General features: G+C 43.9%; 5 protein-coding genes. 1 reads left to right on the top strand and 4 read right to left on the bottom strand.

The features are described 5' to 3' along the window. Window positions 1-299 precede the first annotated feature (299 nt). Entirely contained in the window at window positions 300-941 is a 642-nt protein-coding gene (locus tag EDD69_RS02925) for a coiled-coil domain-containing protein (RefSeq protein ID WP_132947448.1), read from the bottom strand. A 283-nt stretch (window positions 942-1224) separates the two neighbouring features. On the opposite strand from EDD69_RS02925, the gene EDD69_RS02920 reads away from it, so the two are divergent. After that, entirely contained in the window at window positions 1225-3153 is a 1929-nt protein-coding gene (locus tag EDD69_RS02920) for a 5'-nucleotidase C-terminal domain-containing protein (protein WP_132947447.1), read from the top strand. A 105-nt stretch (window positions 3154-3258) separates the two neighbouring features. Here the strand turns inward: EDD69_RS02920 and EDD69_RS02915 are convergent, their stop codons facing one another. Genes EDD69_RS02915 through nagA form a run of 3 tightly spaced genes read right to left on the bottom strand, consistent with a single transcriptional unit; the run spans window position 3259 to window position 5896 of the window. Further along, window positions 3259-3987 (bottom strand): GntR family transcriptional regulator, encoded by a 729-nt coding sequence (locus EDD69_RS02915; RefSeq protein ID WP_132947446.1) that lies wholly within the window; start codon window positions 3985-3987, stop codon window positions 3259-3261. Next, window positions 3984-4712 (bottom strand): glucosamine-6-phosphate deaminase, encoded by a 729-nt coding sequence (nagB, locus tag EDD69_RS02910; RefSeq protein ID WP_132947445.1) that lies wholly within the window; start codon window positions 4710-4712, stop codon window positions 3984-3986. The genes EDD69_RS02915 and nagB overlap by 4 nt, the downstream gene beginning before the upstream one ends. Further along, window positions 4712-5896 carry an N-acetylglucosamine-6-phosphate deacetylase gene (gene nagA, locus EDD69_RS02905; protein ID WP_132947444.1) on the bottom strand — a complete coding sequence of 395 codons (1185 nt, stop codon included), beginning with the start codon at window positions 5894-5896 and terminating at the stop codon, window positions 4712-4714. The genes nagB and nagA overlap by 1 nt, the downstream gene beginning before the upstream one ends. Window positions 5897-6000: the final 104 nt, after the last annotated feature.

Below are 6000 nucleotides of genomic sequence, written 5' to 3'. Positions count from 1 at the left end.
TAACGAAAAAATTTTTGAAACAGGACACACAAAAAGACCGAAAAAATCGGTCTTTTTCTTTAGTAAAATATCAACAATAAAATTTAACAGAGCCTTATAAATAGAAAAGCTGACCTTTTGCATTGGTCAGCCTTTTCTGTTATGCCCAATATGCTTCTTGCGCTTGTTCGTTTGCTAATAACGGTAATTTCGTAAACCAGCGTTAAAACTTTTTTGATGTGCCAAGCCGCTTGAGCGTTTCCTTTACAATCGTATCAATTCCAATCATTGTTGACATTGTTATTTTCGAAAGTAGCTTCTTACATTTGTGCAAAGCGCAATTTTTCAATTTCTCGTCTTTGCGCCGCCATTTCTTTCGTTAGCGAGCTCAAATCGTGGTCAAAAAAGCGGTTTTGTCGCTCAAGATGCGAAAGTTTCTCGCGCGTTTCCTCATGAAATGAATATAGTTCTGCGTTTGTCTTTTCTTGTGCTTCGCGCAACGAAATGACAATCATCTTCAGTTCGTTTTGCCCTTCTTTTAACTCTTTTGCATCTTTTTCTAAGCTTATCATTCGATCATTTAAACTTTGCTGCCTAGATTCTAAATTCTCCATCCGTTCGCCTAAACTTTTTTGCCCCACTTCTAAACTCTCGATTCGCCCCTCCAAACGCTGCTGACCCGCTTCTAAATTCTCGATTCGCCCCTCCAAACGTTGTTGACCCGCTTCTAAATTCTCCATCCTCGCTTCCAAACGCTGTTGACCCGCTTCTAAACTCTCGATTCGTCCCTCCAAACGTTGTTGACCCGCTTCTAAATTCTCGATTCGCCCCTCCAAACGTTGTTGACCCGCTTCTAAATTTTCCATCCTCGCTTCCAAACGCTGTTGACCGACTTTTAGTTCCTTGATCTCTTCCCCTAGCCAGTCAAACTTCTCCAAAATAAGTGACAATGTGTTTTCCATTGCGGACCACCTTCTTTTTTCATTATTTTATCACAACCGAACCGTAAAAATCTTGATGAAGTGAACATGGGGAACATTTCCTAGAAGACGTATGCGGAGAATGAGAGGATTGAACATTAGAACATCTGTTCTTTAATTTTACCGTTTTTCTTTTTCGATCTCTACTCTAATCGTTCGACAAAATCCGCTAAAAAATTTAACAAATATTAACAAAATAAGTCAAAAAGATTAATAGAATTTTGTTATAATTTAGAAGAATGATAAAATAAAAGGAGGTAAAACCATGTTGAGACAAAACAAATGGTATCCTTTTTTGCTTTCTCTTATCGTCGCTTTATTGCTTGCTGCACCGGCAAAGTTTGAAGCAAGCGAAAAAGCGGTTACGCGCGGCGAGTTTGTGAAACAGCTCATCACGACGATGGATGTGGACGTAAAAGAAGAAGTAAAAAATTTAACGTTCACCGACGTTGATTCAGAGCTAGCGCCATACGTGGAAGCCGCTCTTCGTCTTGGGATTGCAACAGGAAAGACAGAAACAACGTTTGCACCAAACGAAAAGATCACGCGGGAACAAGCGTATGTTTTTCTCATTCGTTCTCTACAACTTCGCGATCACTATTCGGCAGAGAAATTAAAAAGATTTAAAGATTTTCCTGCTGTCGGACAATGGTCGCAAGAATATCTTGCTGCCGCTGTCGAACTCGACCTATTGAAAGGATATACCGATCAAACAATCAGACCGCATCAAGCCATCACATCATCACAAGTTGCGGCAATGTTAAACCGTTACAATACAAACATTGAAAAAATTACATTCATCCATACAAATGATACACACGGACGCATTTTGTATAACGACAAAAATGGAGAGATGGGCTTCTCCAAAATTTCTCAGATTGTCAACGATGTTCGCAAGAAAAATAAACAAACATTGCTCGTTGATTTGGGTGATACGTTCCACGGTACAACATATGTGAACTTAAACGAAGGACAAGCCGTTGTCGACATCATGAACGGCATGAAATACGATGCGATGGTACCGGGCAACCATGATTTCAACTACGGACAAAATCGTTTGCTTGCTTTAAAAAATATGGTTCAATTCCCGATTGTAAGCGGAAACATTTATAAAGACGGACAGCCGTTTTTACCAGCTTACACCATTAAAGAAGTTGCTGGAAAGAAGATTGCCCTCGTTGGCTTAACGGCGACGGACACAGCCGTCAAAACGAATCCGGCAGGCATTATCGGCATCACGTTTGCGGATGAAGAAGCCACATTAAAGCAAATTGTCCAACACCTAAAAGGACAAGCGGATCATATTGTCGTCCTTTCCCACTCTGGATTAAAAACAGATGAAAAGCTTGCCAACTCCGTACAAGGAGTCGATCTCATTCTCGGCGGCCATAGCCACGATACCATTGAAACACCAAAGAAATTCAAATATGCGTATGTATCACAAGCATTCGAATACGGAAAAGCCGTCGGGCAAACAAATTTACTATTCCACAAAGGAAAACTGATTGGTGTAAACGGATTCCTTTATCGTGACTCATCTAACAAACAAGAAGATGCAACGATTCAACAGATCGTTCAAAAATACAAAAACGAAGTAGATGAAACGTTGCAACAAGTGATTGCAAATATTTCCGTCGATCTTGACGGTGAACGCGAAAACGTACGCACAAAAGAAACGAATCTCGGCAATTTGATTGCTGATGCGATGCGTTCTGCATTAAATACAGACGTGGCCCTCACAAACGGCGGCGGCATTCGCGCTTCCATTCCAAAAGGAGACGTGACAAGAAATCATGTATTAACGACCCTTCCGTTTGCGAATACGCTTGTCAAACTGTCCATTACGGGTGCAGACTTAAAGAAAGCGCTTGAGCATGGCGTTCGTCTATACCCTGAACAAAACGGCGGCTTCCCGCACGTATCAGGTATTCGCTTCACATTTGATGCAACAAAACCGGCAGGGGAACGAATTACAAACGTTGAAATTAACGGTCAACCGCTTGATGAAACAAAAACATATACACTAGCAACAAACGACTTCCTAGCCAAAGGCGGTGACGGATATACGATGTTCACAAACGGCACAATTGAATTTGATAGCGGTGAATTGCTCAGCTCGATCGTCATCTCTTACTTGCAAAATAACAAACCGATTCCAAACGTCGAAGGACGAATTACCGTCATTGGCCAATAAAGCAAAAAAGAGAACCCCTCTATTTACACAGAGGGGTTCTCCCTTTTGCATCACAAACCTCTATTTCTCTTTACCTTTTCATCAACCAATTCCACTCGATGATGGTCATCGCTTCTCCATATCGATTACAAATTTATAACGATCTGCACGATAGACCGATTTGACGTATTCAAGCGGACGGCCATCTGTTAAAAACGTATGGCGTTCAATTAATAAAACAGGAGCGCCATCCGAAAGTTCCAACCAATCCTGTTCCGACTGGCGAACAATCGCGGCTTCAAGCGTCTGGCGCGCTGAAGCGATTTGCAGCCCAAGCGATTCAATATATTCATAAACGGAACGAGAAACAATTTCTTCTGATAAATTGGGCACCAGCTGCGGCGACATATACAAAACTTCCAACGCCATCGGCATGCCATCCGCAAGATGAATGCGTTTCACTTCATAAACAGGAGCACCCATCGCGATCGATAGTTTCTCCGCTACTTTTTTTCCCGCTTCCACAATCGAAAACGATAATAGCCTTGTTCCTGGAACCATGCCGCGGGCGCGCATATCTTCAGAAAAACTCGTCAACCCTTTTAGCGCTTGTTCCATTTTTTTCTCAGCGACAAACGTTCCTTTCCCCCGCTGCCGCACAAGCAATCCTTCATTCACTAAATTGTTGATTGCCTGTCGAACCGTCATTCGGCTAATGCCGTACATTTCGGACAGTTCTCTCTCAGACGGGATCACATCGCCTGCCCGCCATACTTTTTGTTCAATCAATTCGCGAATTCCTTCCTCGATTTGATAATAAATGGGGATGGGCGAGTGTTTATCAATTTTCATCATTCAACCTCACTCCACGCTTCTTCATCTGCAATGATCGTCACATCATGATGTTTTTGCAAGATCGATACAGGAACGTTCTCCGTCACTTCTCCGCAAAAGCCCGCACGCAATGCCGCTGCTTTTTCTTTTCCAAACGCCAACAATAAAATGCGCTTGCTTTCCATAATGGTGCGAATGCCGACTGTAATCGCATGCGTTGGCACCTCTTCTTCCCTCTTGAAAAAACGAGCATTTGCCTTTCTCGTCGATTCAGCTAATCGAACAACATGAGTGCGTGCAGAGAAAGATGTTCCCGGTTCATTGAAGCCAATATGCCCGTTCCGACCAACGCCAAGCAGCTGCACATCAATGCCGCCTGCTTGTTCAATCAACCAGTCATATCGCCTGCATTCCTCTTCCAAATCAACAGCCATTCCATTTGGAACAAATGTATTGGTTAAATCAATATCCACATGCCAAAATAAATGTTGATCCATGTAATAGCGATAACTGTTCGGATGAGAAGGCGGCAAACCGACATACTCATCCAAGTTAAATGTTGTCACATGACGAAAAGAAACGGATCCTTCATTATATGCTTCTACAAGATGTCGATACGTTTCGATAAACGTGCCCCCTGTCGCCATGCCAAGTACAATCTGAGGATTCATGCGAATTTGTTCTGCGATCCATTCCGCTGCTCGTTTGCTTCCTTCTTCTGCATTTTTTACAATGATGACATTCATCAATCAATCCCTCCTTCCTTCTGATAAGCAATGTGGCCGCGACAAATGGTCATCCATACATCGCATTGGTCGTTGATCACGACCAAATCTGCATCTTTTCCAACCGCAATGCTTCCTTTTCGATCATCGACACCGATTTGTTTGGCAGGATTGATTGTTGCCATCCGAATCGCTTCTTCCAGCGAACAGCCTGTAAACAAACACATGTTTCGGATCGCTTCATTCATTTTTAACACGCTGCCTGCCAGCGTTCCATCAAACAAAGTTGCCTGATTGCCTACCACCTTCACCTCTTGCCCGCCAAGATCATACATCCCATCGCCAAGTCCTTTCGCCCGCATCGCATCCGTAATCAACACGATGCCGTCTTTCCCTTTCAATCGGTACGCAAGCTTGACGATATGCGGATGAACATGAAGACCGTCGACAATCAATTCGCAGCGAACCCGTTCATCTAAAAGCACGGCACCGAGAGCGTTCGGCTCACGATGATGAAGCGAACGCATTCCGTTAAACAAGTGCGTACAATGCGTCACCCCTTGCTCAATCGCTTGCAAAGCCGCCTCAGCGTCCGCATCCGAATGGCCAAGCGATGCCGTGACGCCATGTTCGCGCAGCGTGCGTAAAAACACCATTCCTCCCTTTTGCTCTGGCGCAAATGTCACCAGACGAATAAGCCCGTTCGCCAGTTCTTGCCATCGAGCAAACCGTTCCGCATCCGGCGCTTGCACATAGTGCGGGTGCTGCGCTCCCACCCGATTGGGAGCGATGAACGGTCCCTCGAGGTGAACGCCGAGAAGTTCGGCCTCTCCTTCCATCGCTTCATCCTTTGCAACATTCATAAGCGCACGTTCAATCGCTTCCGAACTCGCCGTCATCGTCGTCGCTAAAAAACTGGTCGTCCCTTCTTTCGGGAGGGCTTGCGCCATCGTCCGGAGCGCCTCTTTCGTCCCATCCATCGCATCGGCGCCGCTCGCTCCATGAATATGAACATCGATAAATCCCGGGACAATCATGCTGTCATCTGGAACACGAATGATGATAGAATGCTCGTTCTCTTTGAAATGATCCATTTTTCCAACTTCAACAATCGTTCCATTTTCCCATACGATATATCCATCATGTAACCAACCGTCTTCTAAAAGAATACGAACAGAAACAAATGCATAGCGTTTTTCTCCCATCTTCTGTTTCCTCTCCATATTTTTCCTATCTTAATTTTATTATATATACATATAGTTGTCTATACCATTAAAGGTGACGAAAAATGAGACAACTAGGCAAGACT

Origin of the sequence: Thermolongibacillus altinsuensis (assembly GCF_004341205.1) — a bacterium.
GTDB classification, from domain to species: Bacteria; Bacillota; Bacilli; order Bacillales; family Anoxybacillaceae; genus Thermolongibacillus; species Thermolongibacillus altinsuensis.
This window is presented reverse-complemented; position numbering and strand designations above follow the sequence as displayed.